Origin of the sequence: Streptomyces sp. AHU1 (assembly GCF_045343905.1) — a bacterium.
Lineage (GTDB): Bacteria > Actinomycetota > Actinomycetes > Streptomycetales > Streptomycetaceae > Streptomyces > Streptomyces triticiradicis.
The window spans coordinates 4,217,901-4,232,153 of sequence record NZ_CP174283.1 but is presented as its reverse complement, the minus strand read 5'-3'; the positions used below and the strand labels follow the sequence as shown (position 1 = coordinate 4,232,153).

The 14,253-nt window shown below is 72.8% G+C and carries 13 protein-coding genes; 8 read left to right on the top strand and 5 right to left on the bottom strand.

The window, feature by feature from the left end; genetic code table 11:
* Window positions 1–67: 67 nt before the first annotated feature.
* The 5 genes from ACICHK_RS18850 to ACICHK_RS18830 all read left to right on the top strand — a co-directional run bounded on the left by ACICHK_RS18850 (window position 68) and on the right by ACICHK_RS18830 (window position 4,678).
* Entirely contained in the window at window positions 68–2,161 is a 2,094-nt protein-coding gene (locus tag ACICHK_RS18850) for a HelD family protein (protein ID WP_406837837.1), read from the top strand.
* A 233-nt stretch (window positions 2,162–2,394) separates the two neighbouring features.
* Window positions 2,395–2,952, top strand: coding sequence for a DUF3291 domain-containing protein (locus ACICHK_RS18845; RefSeq protein ID WP_406837836.1), 558 nt, complete (start codon window positions 2,395–2,397; stop codon window positions 2,950–2,952).
* 117 nt (window positions 2,953–3,069) lie between these two features.
* The gene (locus ACICHK_RS18840) at window positions 3,070–3,582 is read left to right on the top strand and encodes a helix-turn-helix domain-containing protein (protein ID WP_406837835.1); all 513 of its coding nucleotides are present in this window, start codon (window positions 3,070–3,072) and stop codon (window positions 3,580–3,582) included.
* A gap of 56 nt (window positions 3,583–3,638) precedes the next feature.
* A complete protein-coding gene (locus ACICHK_RS18835; RefSeq protein ID WP_151472697.1) occupies window positions 3,639–4,229 on the top strand; it encodes a hypothetical protein in 591 nt (196 codons plus the stop codon).
* Between the two features lie 116 nt (window positions 4,230–4,345).
* Window positions 4,346–4,678 carry a DUF2516 family protein gene (locus ACICHK_RS18830; RefSeq protein ID WP_151472766.1) on the top strand — a complete coding sequence of 111 codons (333 nt, stop codon included), beginning with the start codon at window positions 4,346–4,348 and terminating at the stop codon, window positions 4,676–4,678.
* Between the two features lie 362 nt (window positions 4,679–5,040).
* Here the strand turns inward: ACICHK_RS18830 and ACICHK_RS18825 are convergent, their stop codons facing one another.
* From ACICHK_RS18825 to ACICHK_RS18815, 3 genes are all read right to left on the bottom strand, one after another.
* Window positions 5,041–6,366, bottom strand: a complete 1,326-nt coding sequence (locus ACICHK_RS18825) for a PP2C family protein-serine/threonine phosphatase (RefSeq protein WP_406837834.1) — start codon at window positions 6,364–6,366, stop codon at window positions 5,041–5,043.
* Window positions 6,367–6,733: 367 nt separating this feature from the next.
* Window positions 6,734–7,825, bottom strand: a complete 1,092-nt coding sequence (locus ACICHK_RS18820) for an NlpC/P60 family protein (RefSeq protein WP_406837833.1) — start codon at window positions 7,823–7,825, stop codon at window positions 6,734–6,736.
* A 368-nt stretch (window positions 7,826–8,193) separates the two neighbouring features.
* Window positions 8,194–8,979 (bottom strand): class I SAM-dependent methyltransferase, encoded by a 786-nt coding sequence (locus tag ACICHK_RS18815; protein ID WP_406841260.1) that lies wholly within the window; start codon window positions 8,977–8,979, stop codon window positions 8,194–8,196.
* 355 nt (window positions 8,980–9,334) lie between these two features.
* Between ACICHK_RS18815 and mshA the strand changes: the two genes are divergently transcribed.
* Together mshA and ACICHK_RS18805 are read left to right on the top strand one after the other, a co-directional pair.
* Window positions 9,335–10,672: a D-inositol-3-phosphate glycosyltransferase gene (gene mshA, locus ACICHK_RS18810; protein ID WP_406837832.1), complete on the top strand. Its 1,338-nt coding sequence runs from the start codon at window positions 9,335–9,337 to the stop codon at window positions 10,670–10,672.
* A 63-nt stretch (window positions 10,673–10,735) separates the two neighbouring features.
* Window positions 10,736–11,227, top strand: coding sequence for a YbjN domain-containing protein (locus ACICHK_RS18805; protein WP_406837831.1), 492 nt, complete (start codon window positions 10,736–10,738; stop codon window positions 11,225–11,227).
* A gap of 31 nt (window positions 11,228–11,258) precedes the next feature.
* Here ACICHK_RS18805 and ACICHK_RS18800 read toward each other — a convergent pair whose 3' ends face one another.
* A complete protein-coding gene (locus ACICHK_RS18800) occupies window positions 11,259–12,032 on the bottom strand; it encodes an AraC family transcriptional regulator (protein WP_406841259.1) in 774 nt (257 codons plus the stop codon).
* 67 nt (window positions 12,033–12,099) lie between these two features.
* Between ACICHK_RS18800 and ACICHK_RS18795 the strand changes: the two genes are divergently transcribed.
* Window positions 12,100–12,585, top strand: coding sequence for a DUF2000 family protein (locus ACICHK_RS18795; RefSeq protein ID WP_406837830.1), 486 nt, complete (start codon window positions 12,100–12,102; stop codon window positions 12,583–12,585).
* A 217-nt stretch (window positions 12,586–12,802) separates the two neighbouring features.
* On the opposite strand, the gene ACICHK_RS18790 is transcribed toward ACICHK_RS18795, so the two are convergent.
* Window positions 12,803–14,128, bottom strand: a complete 1,326-nt coding sequence (locus ACICHK_RS18790) for an MDR family MFS transporter (RefSeq protein ID WP_406837829.1) — start codon at window positions 14,126–14,128, stop codon at window positions 12,803–12,805.
* Window positions 14,129–14,253: the final 125 nt, after the last annotated feature.

Genomic DNA, 14,253 nt, shown 5'->3' with positions numbered 1-14,253 from the left:
GCGTGCGAAGAGAATGCAACCTGGTTAAAAATATTACTCAGTTAAATATTCCGGTACCCTGGGTGGAATGACGTCACCCGACCCCGCCCGCCAGCCCGCCCCGGACCTGCCGCTCACCCGCTCCCTCTCCCGCGAACGCGCCTTCCACGACACCTGCCGTGCCGCCCTCGCCGTGATGGTCGACGGCGCCGAGGAGCAGGTCGTCACCGGTGAGGACGTCTCCGCCTCCGGGGCCGACGCCGAAGTGCTCGGGTACCAGCTGCGCAGCCGGGCCAAGGAGATGCGGGAACTGCCCCAGGGCCCCTTGTTCTTCGGCCGGCTGGACTTCCAGGACTCGGCTCCGGCGGCCGGCGACCACGCCGGGCAGAGCTATCACATCGGGCGGCTGCGGATCAGGGAACACCCCGCCGCCCCGCCCCTCGTCGTCGACTGGCGGGCACCCGTCTCGCGCGCCTTCTACCAGGCGGGCGCCCACGACCCCCAGGGCGTCGCCGTCCGCCGCCGCTTCGGCTGGGCCCCCGGCAGCCGCGGCGACTCCGCCGACCTCACGGGACTGGAGGACGAACCCCTCGGGGCGGAGCCGGCCGGAGCCGGGACCGCCGAGGACGTGGCCGCCGCCCGGGCGGGCTCGATCCTCACCGAGGAGATCGAGCGCCCCCGCGTCGGCCCCATGCGGGACATCGCCGCCACCATCCAGCCCGAACAGGACGATCTCGTACGGGGCGATCTGGCGGCCTCGGTCTGTGTGCAGGGCGCCCCGGGCACCGGCAAGACGGCCGTCGGCCTGCACCGGGCCGCCTACCTCCTCTACACGCATCCGCAGCGCGTCCGGCGCGGCGGCCTGCTGATCCTCGGTCCCAACCGCACCTTCCTGTCGTACATCGCGGAGGTCCTGCCCGCGCTCGGGGAGACCGGCGTGCGCCAGTCGACCGTCGGGGAGGAGATCGCCGGCCCTCCGGTGACCGGGGAGGACGGCGAACGTGCCGCGGCCGTCAAGCACGACGCCCGGATGGCGCGGGTGCTGCGCCGGGCCCTGTACGGGAACATCGGCGCACCGGCCGACGACCTCGCCGTGCCGGACGGGACGTACCGCTGGCGCGTCCCCGTCGCCGTACTGCGGCGCATCGTGGACGACGTGCGCGCCGAGGAGCCGCCGTACGCCGTCGGGCGGGAGCGGGTGCGCACGCGGGTCGTGCGCTACGTGCGGGAGCGGGCCGAACTGCGGGCCGGGCCGCAGACGAACGCCTGGGCGCAGCGGATCTCGCGGGCCCGGCCGGTCGGCGCGTACGTCGACGCGGTGTGGCCCCGGGTGCGCCCCGAGGAACTGCTCGCCCGGCTCCTCACCGACGCCGGGGCGCTGGAGCGGGTGGCCGAGGGGATCCTCGACGCCGACGAGCGGAAGGCGCTCCTGTGGGCGAAGCCGCCGAGGTCGTGGAAGTCGGCGCGGTGGTCGGCCGCCGATCTCGTCCTCCTCGACGAGATCGCCGGGCTGATCGAACACCCCGAGGGATACGGGCACTTGGTGATCGACGAGGCGCAGGACCTGTCACCGATGGAGTGCCGGGCCATCGCGCGGCGGGCCTCCTTCGGGTCGCTGACCGTGCTCGGGGACCTCGCGCAGGGCACGACCCCCTGGGCGGCGCGGGAGTGGGGCGAACTCCTCGCCCACCTGGGCAAGCCGGACGCGGCCGTCGTCCCCCTGACCGCCGGTTTCCGGGTGCCCGGGGTCATCGTCGAACTCGCCAACCGGGTGCTGGACCGCCTGGACGTCGGCGTCCCGCCGGCCCGCTCCCTGCGCGGGGACGGCGAGTTGAGGATCCGGCCGACCACCGACCCGTCGGCCGAGACCGTCGCCGCCGTGCGGGAGGCGCTCGCGCACGAGGGGGCCGTCGGGGTCATCGCTGCCGACGCGGACGTCACGAAGGTGCGGGAGGCGCTCGGCGCCGCGGGCATCGACGCCGCCGGAGCCGACGAACCGGGCGCCCGGATCGCGGTGGTGCCCGCGAGTCTGGCCAAGGGGCTGGAGTACGACCATGTCGTGGTCGTGGAACCGGCGGCCGTGGCGGAGGCCGAGGAACGGGGACTGCACCGGCTCTACGTGGTCCTGACCCGCGCGGTGTCGCGCCTGGACGTGGTCCACGCCCGCCCGCTGCCCTGGTGACCACCCGTTCCCGGGAGACCTGGACCGACGGGGCGCTCCTGATCCGCGACCCGCCGTCCCGGCCGGGACGGCCCGGCGTCACGCGGTCGGCGGCGGCGCGGGAGCCGGCCCCGCGATGACCTGCACGAGAGGCCACTTGTCCAGGGAAAACGCAACTTCGACATGGTCCGCGGAGGCGGCTAACTTCACCTGGTCCGCGGCGGTACCAGGCACCCCCGACCAGGGAGAGACGCATGCCCCAGCTTGCTCTGTACACGTTCGGCGTCCTGAAGTCGCCTCTCGCCGATCCCGCACCTCTCACGCACGAGTTCTACGACATCGGTGAGTCCGTCTACCGGGAGATCGGCGGGCACCCCGGATACCTCGCGCACGCCGTGGCGGCGGAGGGCGACCGGGGCTCGCACTTCGAGGCGGACTGGGGCGCATGGGGAGAGTTCGCCGTACCGGCCTGGTACGACAAAGGCCGTACGGCGGAGACCACCGCCCTGGCCACGACCCTCTCGCTCTGGACCGGCTTGCGCCCCGCCTTCGACGCCGTCTACACCGGCCTGCACCGTGAGGCGCTGAACAGGCGTCACGACTGGTTCGAGAGGACGGGGTACCCGGCTCACGTGTTCTGGTGGGTCTGCGACGACGTGACACCCGTCTGGCAGGACGGGGTTTCCCGGCTGGAGCACCTCCACGCCCACGGCCCCGCGCCGCACGCCTTCACCTTCCACCGCTCGTTCGCCCCGGACGGGACTCCGGCGGGGGCCGAAGGCGTCGGGCCGAAGAGCGACCGGGGCCGCTGACGGGGATGCCCGGACGGCCGGGTTCACCACGAGTCACATCGCCGTACCTCCGTGGCGTGGAACACTTTTGCAAGCAGGTGCTTGCAAAAGTTAGCGAGGGTGGGGCAAGGTGGGGGCATGGCATCGCTCAACGTCGGCAATCTCGGTGAGTACCTGCGGGAACAGCGGCGCACCGCGCAACTGTCCCTGCGGCAGCTCGCCGACGCCGCCGGGGTGTCCAATCCGTATCTGAGCCAGATCGAGCGCGGGCTGCGCAAGCCGAGCGCGGAGGTGCTCCAGCAGGTCGCCAAGGCACTGCGGATCTCCGCCGAGACGCTGTACGTGCGAGCCGGCATCCTCGACGCCGAACGGGACCGGGACGAGGTGGAGACGCGTGCCGTCATCCTCGCCGATCCCACGCTGAACGAGCGGCAGAAGCAGGTGCTGCTCCAGATCTACGAGTCCTTCCGCAAGGAGAACGGATTCGAGGTCGCGTCGGCGGACGAGACCGCTCCCGGCGTCGGGGCGCCCGGCACCGGCATACCCGGGGCTCAGGACGTACCGGACACCCAGCCCTCGCAGGACACCGCCGTCCGCGGCCCCCGCACGGCCGACGGCAGCGATGCCGGCCCGCAGCAGACCGCGAGCTGACCACCTCGCGGACCACAGAAACCTCAGCCGAAAGCGATTACGGGAGGACCATCCTCATGGCCATCACCGACGACATCCGCAAGGCCGCCACGGACCCGACCCCGCTCTACTTCCTCGCCGGCACCGCCGACCTGGCCGTGCAGCAGGCGAAGAAGGTCCCCGGCATCGTGGAGCAGATCCGCGCCGAGGCCCCGGGGCGGATCGACACCGTGAAGAACATCGACCCCAACGCCGTCCAGGAGAAGGCCACCGCCCGCGCCAAGGTGGCGCAGGAGAGCCTGCAGGCCAAGGTGACGGAGCTCCTCAGCACCCTCGACACCGACCTGAAGAAGCTCGGTGAGTCCGCCCAGGACCTCGCCCTGCGCGGTGTCGGCGTCGCCGCCGAGTACGCCGTCAAGGCGCGCGAGACGTACGAGAAGGTCGCCGAGCACGGCGAGCAGACCGTACGGACCTGGCGCGGCGAGGCCGCCGAGGAGATCGAGGAGCTCGCCATCGCCGTCGAGCCGAGCGCCGAGCCGGTCGAGGTCAAGGAAGAGGAGAAGCCGACGGTCGCCGCCGCCGAGGACGCCCCCTCCAAGAAGAGCCCGGCGAAGAAGGCCACGACGCGCAAGCCGGTCGCCAAGAAGACGACCCCGCCCGCGAAGTAGGCGCGTGGGGAAAAGTGATTCCGCCGTGCGCGGACGGGCCGGGCACTCTCTGAGTTCCCGGCCCGTTCTCCGGGTACGGTGGCCGTAGAGACGACTCGATCCGGGCGGTGGGCATTGTGCTGATGACGGCATTCGGCGGTCTGATGTGGCTGATCTTCACAGCCATCCTCGTGCTCGCCGTGGTGGCGTTCGTCCTGGCCGCGGTCGCGCGCGAGGACGCCTATCGCGCCGCCGACAAGCAGAACAAGATGTTCTGGCTGATCATCCTCGGCATCACCGTGGCGGTGAACCTGCTGGTGCCGATGCTCTTCCTGCAGCTCGCGGGCCTGGTCGCCACGATCGTCTTCTTCGTCGACGTCCGCCCCGCGCTGCGCCAGGTCTCCGGCGGCGGCCGCCGGGGCGGCAGCAGCAGCGACGGCCCGTACGGCCCGTACAACGGCGGCAGGTAGCCCTCCGGCCCAGCGTCTTTCGCCCCTACCCTCCCCCAAGGTCTCGGCTTCGCTCGACCAGGGGGACCCCCATCACCCCTGGGGCTCCGCCCCAGACCCCGCTCCTCAAACGCCGGAGGGGCTGAACCTTTCCCCGGCCGGGGCTGAAATGGTCGGCCGCCACGACGCACCCGCAGCCGGGTACGCGCGGGAGGGGGCGTGCCGGTACATCGAATGCCCGCAGGCCGGACGGATCGGAACCGACCCGCGCCTCTCGACCCCGGCGGGATCCGTTCGGATGCGGGCGGATGTACCGGCGCGGCCCCGACCCCCCACCCACCGGACCCGAACCGCCCCCGCGACGGCCCGCGCGAGCGACCCCGCTACGGATTCCGGTCCAGCAACACGACCGCCACGTCGTCCGCCAGCTCCCCACCGTTGAGTTCGCGCGCCTCGTTCACCGCCGCGCGCAACAGGTCCTCACCCTGGAGCCCCTGCGCGAGCTGCCGCCGGACCATGTCCACCATGCCGTCCAGCCCCAGACGTTCCTTGCCCACGCCGGTGTGACCCTCGATCAGGCCGTCGGTGTAGAGCATCAGGCTCCACGCGGCACCCAGCTCCACCTGCATCCGCGGCCAGCGGGCGTTCGGCAGCAGACCGAGCGCGGGCCCGTTGTTGGCGTACGGCAGCAGTTCGGCGGGCCGGCCCGGACGGGCGATCAGCGGCGACGGGTGACCGGCCAGGCAGAGCCCGGCGCGGCGGCCGTCCGGCGCGATGTCCACCGTGCACAGCGTCGCGAAGATCTCGTCGTTCTCGCGCTCGTGCTCCAGGACCTGCTGCAGCGTGGACAGGAGCTCGTCCCCGCACAGGCCCGCGAACGTCAGGGCACGCCAGGCGATGCGCAGCTCCACGCCGAGCGCCGCCTCGTCGGGTCCGTGTCCGCAGACGTCGCCGATCATCGCGTGCACCGTGCCGTCGGCCGTGCGCACGGTGTCGTAGAAGTCGCCGCCGAGCAGCGCGCGGGAGCGGCCCGGACGGTAGCGCGCGGCGAAGCGCAGCGGGGAGCCCTCCAGCAGCGGGGTCGGCAGCAGGCCGCGCTCCAGGCGGGCGTTCTCCTGGGCCCGGAGCTTGGACTCGGTGAGCCGCCGCTCGGCCTTGTCGGAACGTTTCCGCTCCACCGCGTACCGGATCGCACGGCTCAGCAGCCGGCTGTCCAGCTCGTCACGGAAGAGGTAGTCCTGGGCGCCGACGCGCACCGCCTCGGTGCCGCGCTCGGCGTCACCGGACGCGGTGAGCGCGAGGACGGCGTGGCCGGGCGCGAGCCGCAGCACGTGCTTGAGCGTCGCCAGTTCGTCGGCGCTCTCCGCCCGGCCGGGCGCGGGCAGCGCCAGGTCGAGCAGGATGCAGTGGACGTCGTCGGTGAGCAGCCGCTCGGCCTCGGTGAGGTTGCGGGCGGTACGGACCCGGACCGGCTTGCCGGCCGCGTCGAGCATTTCGGGCACGCCGAGCGAACCCGCCGGGTCGTCCTCGATGACGAGCAGGGTCAGATGGGTGGCGCCGGGGGTCGGGGCCGTGGCGCGGGCTTCCGGAGCCGGACCGGCGGGGCCGCCGGTGGTGTCTCCGGATGGGCCGCCGGGTGAGAACACGGCTTGAGCCTGACCACTCTCCACGGCCGGGATCGCTCTCTGCCGCGGTACGGGTGCGGGCATCGTCTGGGTTCCTTCCCTCCCCCCGAGGGCGTGGTGGGCGAAGGACCTCGACCCACCGACGGGGACCATAGCGCCCGCCGGTGCCGCAGCGGAATGGCGTACGGCGCGGCGTCGGGCAAAGGGCCCGTGTCATATGCCGCATCCCGTAACGCATTTGGACAGGACGCGCTCCCACCGGGGATGACGAAGGTCACGTCCCCGGCTCCGGGGAGCCGGGGCGGCCGTGCGGTGGGTCACGTGCGGTGCGTCACGCCCGTGCCGTCACGCCCGTGCCGTGCCCGCGCGGTCACGCTCAAGCGGTCACGCCCGAACCGTCACACCTGCCGCCTCCCGCGGCGCGCGGCGTCGGACGCCCCGGCGGGGCGGCTCACGCGTCGGGCCGTACGACGCCCAGGATCTGCATCGAACCCGCCCCCGTGATCGTCACCGTGCGTCCGGGGCGCGGGGCGTGCACGATCGCGCCGTCCCCTATGTACATCCCGACGTGGCTGGCGTCGTCGAAGTAGACGATCAGGTCGCCGGGGCGCATGTCCTTGATGTCGACGTGCCGGAGCTGCTTCCACTGCTCCTGCGAGGTACGGGGGATGGGGTGACCGGCGGCCGCCCAGGCCTGGGAGGTGAGCCCCGAGCAGTCGAACGTCCTCGGGCCCTCGGCGCCCCACTCGTACGGCTTGCCGATCTGGTCGGTCGCGTACTTCACGGCCTTCTTGCCCTGTTCGGAGGCGTCGCTCTTGATGTCCGCGAGGACGCCGGAGCCCAGCCATGCCGACTGCGCCTGGCGCGCGGCCTCCTCCTCCAGCTTCGCGAGCCGTTCCTTCTCCTTCTTCTCCAGCCGGGACTCCAGCTTCTCGGCTTCGGAGATCCGCTGCTTGATCTTCTTCTTGGCCTCGGCCCTGGTCTCGCGGTCGGCCTCCAGCTTCCGCCACTGCGCGGAGGCGTCCTGCGCGTACTGCTGCAGGTCCTGCTGGGTGCGCGCCATCTCGTCCAGCAGTCCGTCGGTGGCGTGCTCGCCCTGCCGCACCCGTCCCGCGCCGTCCAGGAACTCCTGCGGGTCGTCGCTCAGCCACAGCCGTGCCTCGGGCGGCAGCCCGCCGCCCCGGTACTGCGCGCGGGCCGCGGCACCCGCGCGGTCCTTCAACTCGTCCAGCTTCGCCTGGCCCTTGACGATCTCCTGGGCCAGCCCGACGATCTCGGCGGACTGCTTCTCGGCCTTCTCCTCGGCGGCGTTGTACGCGTCCGTGGCGACCGCCGCTTCGTGGTAGAGCTTGTCGAGCTTCTTGCGGACCTCCTCAAGGTCCTTGTTGCTCACGGGAGGCGGGGTCGCCGAGGGGGTTCTGGTCGGCGCCGGTCTGGGTTCCGGACTCGCGTAGGCCGTCCCCGATGACGCCAGTACCGCGCAGACGCATGCGCAGGCCAGGGCCATGGCCGCCGTGGTCAGGCTCCGCTTGCCGGATCCCATTACTCCGCCCCCCAACTGATTTACCGTCAGTAACATACGGATGCCTGGGGGATCGTGCCATGTCGGCGCGCAATGTGACAGAGCCGGGCGGGAACTCCCCTCTCCTCGCGCGCGAGGCAGGCAGGAATTCCCTTCCCCGGTGCCCGCTCCGGCATGACGATCCCATCTCCCCGCCTGTGTGACGTGCGACTCACCGAGATCGTTCCCCGCGGGTCACATGCCGGTCGCCTACCGGTCGCACAGGCCGCCCGGGTCACCCGGGTCACCCGGGCCGAGCGTTTCCGGATCGGTCCGGACGGGTCCGGTCGGCCCGGTACCGGCCGTCGGTGTCACTCGTCGGCGCCACCCGCCGGACCCGCGGCGCCCCGTCAGGCGCTGGGCGCCAACGCCGCCCAGCGCACCGTCACTTCGCCCTGGCGCCAGCGGGCGGTCCCGTCCACGACCGGCCAGTCGGCCGTCAGGTCGCGGACCGTGCGTATCCAGCGCTGCCTCGCGCCGTACGAGGCGTACGGCGCGGCGGCCGCCCAGGCGCGGTCGAAGTCGCGCAGGAAGGCGTGGACGGGCTCGCCCGGGACGTTGCGGTGGATGAGTGCCTTCGGCAGCCGCTCGGCCAGGTCGGACGGACGGTCCAGGGAGCCGAGCCGGGTGGCGAAGGTGACCGTGCGCGGGCCTTCCGGGCCGAGGGCGACCCAGACGTGCCGACGGCCGATCTCGTCGCAGGTCCCCTCGACGAGCAGGCCGCCCCCGGAGCCGGGACCCGCCGGTGCCAGCCGTGCGCAGAGCCGCCGCCAGACCTCGGCCACCTGCCCCTCGTCGTACTGGCGCAGCACGTTCGCGGCCCGGATCAGGTGCGGCCGGCCCGGCACCGGGACCTCGAAGCCGCCGTGCAGGAAGGCGAGGCCCTCGCGTTCGTACGGGAGGGCGGCGGCGACCCGGGCCGGTTCGATCTCGACTCCGAAGACATGGGTGCGGGGCGCGGCGGTGCGCAGACGGGCCAGCAGTTCGACCGCGGTCCAGGGTGCGGCGCCGTAACCGAGGTCCACCGCCACCGGCTCCGGTGTCCGGCGGAGTTCGGCGCCGTGCACCGCCGCGATCCAGCGGTCCATGCGGCGCAGGCGGTTGGGGTTCGTCGTCCCGCGCGTCACCGTGCCCACGACGGGGGTGCCCCCGCTCGAGCGAAGCCGAGAGTGGGGGAGGGACGCTGTGCGGGCTGTCATGCGTACGAGAGTAGGCGGCCCCGGCCCGGCCTGGTGACCCTGTGGACAACCTGCGTCCGCCCCCCGGACCGCTGTGGAGAACCCGGTGTACCGGGACGGACGGGGAATCCTGGCAGGGGAACGGACGGGGAGTCCGGGCACGGAAGCAGACGCATCCACGGATCGAACGGTTGAGCGACTGATGGCAATGATTCGGCAAAGGGGAAATGGGGTGGACGGCTCCGGCGTTCCACCTCGTGGAGGGCGTGACACGTCCTCCGACCGGCATGCCCGCAGCAAGGAGGACCGCCACGTGAGCCAGTACGTCAGCAGGCTCGGGCGCCGCTCCCCGACGGCATCCTCGCGGCTCAGGCTGCACCGCAGGCCCCGCCGCGTCGCGATGCTCTCCGTGCACACCTCGCCCCTGCACCAGCCCGGCACGGGCGACGCGGGCGGCATGAACGTGTACATCGTCGAACTCGCCCAGCGGCTCGCCGCGATCAACATCGAGGTCGAGATCTTCACGCGGGCCACGACCGGGGCGCTCCCGCCGGCCGTCGAACTGGCTCCGGGCGTCCTCGTCCGGCACGTCGACGCGGGTCCCTACGAGGGCCTCGCCAAGGAGGACCTCCCCGCCCAGCTGTGCGCGTTCACCCACGGCGTCATGCAGGCCTGGGCCGGTCACCGCCCCGGCTACTACGACCTCGTGCACTCGCACTACTGGCTCTCCGGCCACGTCGGCTGGCTGGCCGCCGAGCGCTGGGGGGCGCCCCTGGTGCACGCGATGCACACCATGGCCAAGGTCAAGAACGCGGCGCTGGCCGAGGGCGACACCCCAGAGCCCGCCGCCCGTGTCATCGGCGAGACCCAGATCGTGCGCGCCGCCGACCGCCTCATCGCGAACACCGCGGAGGAGGCCGACGAACTCGTGCGCCACTACGGGGCGGAGGCCGGCAGCGTCGCCGTCGTCCACCCGGGGGTCAACCTCGACCGCTTCAGGCCCGCCGACGGCCGTGCCGCCGCCCGCGCGCGGCTCGGCCTCCCGCAGGACGCCCTGATCCCCCTCTTCGCGGGCCGCATACAGCCCCTGAAGGCCCCCGACGTGCTGCTGCGCGCGGTCGCCGTGCTGCTCGACGAACGGCCCGAGCTGCGCGGCCGGATCGTCGTCCCCGTGGTGGGCGGTCCGAGCGGCAGCGGGCTCGCCAAGCCCGAAGGGCTCCAGAAGCTGGCCGCGCGGCTGGGCATCGCCGACGTCGTGCGGTTCCGTCCGCCCGTCGGACAGGACCAGCTCGCGGACTGGTTCCGGGCCGCGTCCGTGCTGGTCATGCCCTCGTACAGCGAATCCTTCGGGCTGGTCGCCATCGAGGCGCAGGCGGCCGGTACGCCGGTGCTCGCGGCCGAGGTCGGCGGCCTGCCGGTGGCCGTACGCCACGAGGAGACCGGCTTCCTCGTGCACGGCCACCACCCCGCCGACTACGCGCGCGTGCTGCGCGAGTTCGCCGACGACGAGACCCTCGTGGCCCGTATGGGGGCGGCCGCGGCGCGGCACGCGGAGCGCTTCGGCTGGGACACCGCGGCGGCGGCCACGGCGGACGTGTACACGGCGGCGGCACAGGACCACCGGCGCCGTCTGCGGGCCCACCACGCCTGACGCGGGCCTCCCGGCGTCCGACCGCACGCCTCACCCCCGGAACGGGTCGCGTACGCTCGGCCCATGGCTGACGCAGCGTCGATCATCGAGCGGGTCCTCACCGAGGCCGAGCTGGAGTGGGAGAGCCCCGGGGCGGGCTCGTACGTCGTGAAACTGCCCGGCACCCGCAAGCTCTCGACGACGGTCTCGCTGATCGTCGGCAAGCACTCCCTGTCGCTGAACGCGTTCGTGATCCGCCACCCGGACGAGAACCACGAAGCGGTCCACCGCTGGCTTCTGGAGCGCAATCTCAAGCTCTACGGGGTCGCCTACGCGGTCGACCCCCTCGGGGACGTCTATCTGACCGGCAAGCTGCCGCTGGCCGCCGTCACCCCGGAGGAGGTGGACCGCATCCTCGGGTCCGTCCTCGAAGCCGCCGACGGCGCCTTCAACACCCTCCTGGAACTCGGTTTCGCCTCGGCGATCCGCAAGGAGTACGCCTGGCGGGTGTCCCGCGGCGAGTCGACCCGCAATCTGGACGCGTTCGCGAACCTGACCCGGCGCCCCACCACCTGACCCCCGCGCACCGGGCGAGGCGCTCCCCGGCTCACGGCCGTGCGTAGCGCCCCGGGGTCACCCCCACCAACCGGCGGAAATGCCGGGTGAGATGGGACTGGTCGCAGAAGCCGGTCAGGGCGGCCACCTCGCCCGGCGGCCGTCCGTCGAGGAGCAGGCGGCGGGCGCGGTCCACCCGACGGGACATCAGGTACTGGTGCGGGGCGATGCCGAACGCGCCGCTGAACGCCCGGACCAGGTGCGCGGGATGGGCGTGCACGAGCCGGGCGGCCTCCTCCAGGGCGATCCCCTCCACGACCCGTTCGTCGAGGAGTTCGCGCAGCCGGAGGGCGAGCGGCCGGTCGGCGTGCCGGGTCCGGAGGGCCGCCTCGGGGCGGAGCAGCCCGCGCAGCCGGTCCGAGATCAGCGTCAGCCTGCTGTCGGCCTCCAACTCGTCCCCGGGGTGGGCGAGCGCCGTGTGCAACCGGGCGACCCGGCGCCGCAGTACGGGATCCGCCAGAGCGGGCCCGTCCACCGCGGGGCCGATGAGGTCGTCGGCCAGGCGTGAGCCGTCGAGGTAGAGGACCCGCTTGCGGAAGCCGTGCTCGGTGGCGGGGGCGCCGTTGTGGGGGACGTGCGGCGGCAGCAGCGTCACCGTGTCGCGCGGGGTGCCGTGCTCGTGCCGGTCGAGGTCGTAGCGGACGGCGCCGTCGTCGACGATCAGCAGGGTCCAGGCCTCGTGCACGTGCATCGGGTACGCGTACCCGGTGTAGTGCGCGTGGAAGACCTCGACGATGCCGGGGACGCTCGGGCGCCACGCGGACATCTCACGCTGAGGGGTCACGCAAAGAACGTACAAGACGACGGCGGACGCCGGTCGGCAGTCTCATCCCATGAACAGCGAGAACGAGACGAGCCCCGCCGGCGACGACGCGGTGGGCGGAGCGGGCCTCCCGGACGCCGCACCGGTTCGCTTCGACACCAAGATCACCGTCGTCCTGCGCGACGACCTGGAGCCCTGGCAGCGCCTCAATGTGACCGCCTTCCTCGTCAGCGGCCTGGGGGCGACCGTCCCCGAGGTGGTCGGGGAGCCGTACGAGGACGCCGACGGGGTCTCCTACCTGCCGATGTTCCGGCAGCCGGTCCTGGTCCTGGAGGCCTCGAAGGAGACGCTGGCCGCCGCCCACGGCCGCGCGTTGTCCCGGGCGCTGCCGCGGGCGGTCTTCACCTCGGACCTCTTCGCCACGGGTAACGACCGGGACAACCGCGCGGCCGTACGGGCCGTGCCGACCGGAGAGCTGGACCTGGTGGGACTCGCGGTGTACGGGCCGCGGAACGCGGTGGACAAGGTGGTGAAGGGGGCACGGATGCATCCGTGAGGCTGCCCTCCGAGCCCTCGGCGAGGGGCTCCCGTGTGGTCCGGGGCCCGCGGACACCGACGCTTCCGACGGTCTCCCCGGGGCCGGGGACCCTCGGGCGGGGGACCGTTCGGACCGAGGCTCGTGCCCGTGAGACCCGTGAGACCTGTGTCGGGCCCGGGCCCGTAGAACCCGTGCCCCTGGGGCCCGGGGCCGTGCCTGCCAGGTCCCGGACCCGTCAGGCCCGGGTGACCTCGGTGCGGGGCGTTCCGGTGGGAGTGTCCGTCGCGGCGGTCCCCGCGGCGCTCCCGGTGGTGGGCCCGGCGCCGGAGCCGACGGCTCCCCGTGAGGACTCCCGTACCGATTCCTCCGCCGGGAGCCCCCGCATGAGCAGCGCGTACCCGATCCCCGCCGCCGTGCCGACCACCGCGCACAGCCCCCAGAGCCAGGCCGCGCCGAAGCGGTCGATGACGACGCCGGACATCACCGGGGCGACGAGCGAGGCGAGGGCCCAGGAGAGGGTGTACATCCCCTGGTAGCGGCCCCGCCCGTGGACGGGCGAGAGGCGGACGACGAGACCGGTCTGCGTCGGGGCGTTGACGATCTCGGCGAGGGTCCACACGCAGACGGTGAGCGTGAAGGCCCCGACCGACCCGGCGAGGGCGGTGAGCCCGAACCCGTACCCGGCGAGCAGCGACGAGATCACGAGCAGCCACTTGGGGTCCCGGTGCTCGATGAAACGGCCGACCGGGATCTGGAGCGCGACGATCATGAAGCCGTTGACGGCGATCGCCGTGCCGTAGTCGGCCGGGGTGAAACCGGCCCTGCCCATGGCGACCGGCAGTCCCACGGCGCCCTGCTGGAAGACGAGGGCGACGAGGAACGACAGCCCGACCACGCTCATGAAGCGTCCGTCGCGCAGCACGGTGCCGAGCCCGACCGCGGGTTCCGTCTCCTTGGCGACCTGCGCGGGCCTGGACTCCGGGAGCTTCGCGAAGACGACGAGCGCGCAGGCGAGGGTCATGCCGGCCTCGATGAGGAAGCCCGCGAAGTAGCTGAACTCGGCGATGAAGCCGGCTCCCATCGAGGAGACGGCGAAACCGAGGTTGATGGCCCAGTAGTTGAGGGAGAAGGCGCGGACCCGGTCCTCGGGCCGGACGATGTCGGCCATCATCGCCTGCACGGCGGGCCGGGAGGCGTTGCTGGCCATGCCGACGAGGAAGGCGACCGCGGCGATGGCCACCGGGTCGTGCATGAAGCCGAGCAGCGCGACCGAGGCCGCCGTCGACACCTGCGCGACGAGCAGGGTGGGGCGCCGCCCGAACCGGTCGGTCATGACACCCGCGACGAGCGAGGAGACGACCCCGCCGAGGCCGTGCAGCGAGGCGACCAGACCCGCGTAGGAGGCGGAGTAGCCGCGGTCGAGGGTCAGGTACAGGGCCATGAAGGTGGCGACGAAGGCCCCGAGCCGGTTGACGAGGGTGCTGGTCCACAGCCACCAGAACTCGCGGGGGAGCCCTGAGACGGTCTCCCGGACGGCACGTCTCATGACGGCGGCTGGCATGGATCCCCCACAGATGTAAGCGGCTCGGGCGGTGGGCACAACTTACGATCCAGCCTCGTCCGAGAGCCACTGGATTAACAGATGCCGTCAACTGAAGGGCGCCGGAGCGGGTGGGGGACGGCCGT